1 protein-coding gene is annotated in these 1,504 nt (G+C 67.8%); it reads left to right on the plus strand.

Features of this window, described 5'->3' with window-relative positions; translation table 11 throughout:
* Positions 1-1,423, plus strand: a 1,423-nt coding sequence (locus WH07_RS31590; RefSeq protein WP_269801402.1) for an SbcC/MukB-like Walker B domain-containing protein, incomplete at its 5' end; no start/stop codon positions are given.
* Positions 1,424-1,504 lie beyond the last annotated feature (81 nt).

The raw sequence follows: 1,504 nt of genomic DNA on the forward strand, positions 1-1,504 counted from the left end.
TGCATCCCCTCACTCCGACCAGCCCACAGCCGACGAACAGGCCGCCGAAACCCGCCACACCCAAGCCCAGGACAAACAGCAAACCCTGCAAGACCAACTGCGAGACCTTGCCGAACAGGCCGCCACCGCCCGAGGCGAAGCCGGCGGAGACACTCCCCTGGCCGATTTGACCGCCGACCACGCCACGCTCCAGGAACACCTGACAGAAGCACTCGACCGCGCTGGCGACACCGGTCCTGCAAGCGAGGAACTCGCCGCCCTGGAGCGGCAGCACGCCCAGACCGACAGCACCCGCACCGACGCCGCCAGCCGAATGGCTGCCGCCGACGCCGGCTACGACCGCCTTGCCGCCCAAACCCAGGACCTCGACCAGAAACTCGCCACTGCCCGCGCTGACGCCCCCACCCTCACCCAGCGCATCACACAACTCACCCAGGCAGCTGACCGCATCACCACCGCAGCCGAACGTGCCAACGCCACGGCCCGCACAGCCAAGGAACACCAGCAGACGGCCGAACAAGCAGAAGACGCCGCCCGCACAGCCGGATTCGACTCCCTCGACACCGCCGCACAAGCCCTGCTGCCCGACGACGCAATCCACACTCTGGAAGAAGAAATCAACCAGTGGCGCGAACAACGCGCAGCCGCCACCGCCCGCCTCCAGGAACCTGCCCTCGCCCTAGCAGCAGATCTGCCACCCGCCAACCTCGAGCAAGCCACCGCACAACTCGACGCCGCCACCACCCACTACACCCACGCCGCCACCAGAGCCGCGCACACCACCAAACGCACCCGCGCACTCGCAGCCCTCCTCGCCCAGCTCACCACCCACATCCAGCGCCTCGAGCCTCTCGAACACGCTTACCGCACCGTTGACCACCTCCACGGCCTGATCAACGGCACCTCGCCAAGCAACCAGCTCCGCGTGCAGCTCGAGGCATATGTCCTGGCCGCCCGCCTCGAAGAAGTCGTCGCCGCAGCCAACACACGCCTCACCCGCATGTCAGAACACCGCTACACCCTGGTCCACTCCGACGGCCGGGCCTCCCACGGCGCCCGCTCCGGCCTCGGCCTGAAGATCACCGACGCCTGGACCGGAAAAGACCGCGACACCGACACCCTCTCCGGCGGCGAGTCCTTCTTCGCCTCCCTCTCCCTGGCTCTGGGCCTGGCCGACGTCGTCACCGCCGAATCAGGCGGACAAGCCCTCGACACCCTCTTCATCGACGAAGGATTCGGCACCCTCGACGAGGACACCCTCCACCACGTCCTCGACGTCCTCGACTCCCCGCGCGCCCACGACCGAACAGTCGGCGTCATCAGCCACGTCCCCGAACTACGCCGACGCATCACCCACCGGCTCCACGTCCGCAAAACCACCACCGGTTCCACCCTCATCCAGCTGACCGAAGCAGCACAATGAACCCGACCGCCCGGTACAAGAATGACACCGACCTACCCCACAGCCATCCCGCCGCCCCCGTGAGAGCGCACCCCCATGACC

This window comes from Streptomyces odonnellii (assembly GCF_000981895.1).
Classification (GTDB): Bacteria; Actinomycetota; Actinomycetes; order Streptomycetales; family Streptomycetaceae; genus Streptomyces; species Streptomyces odonnellii.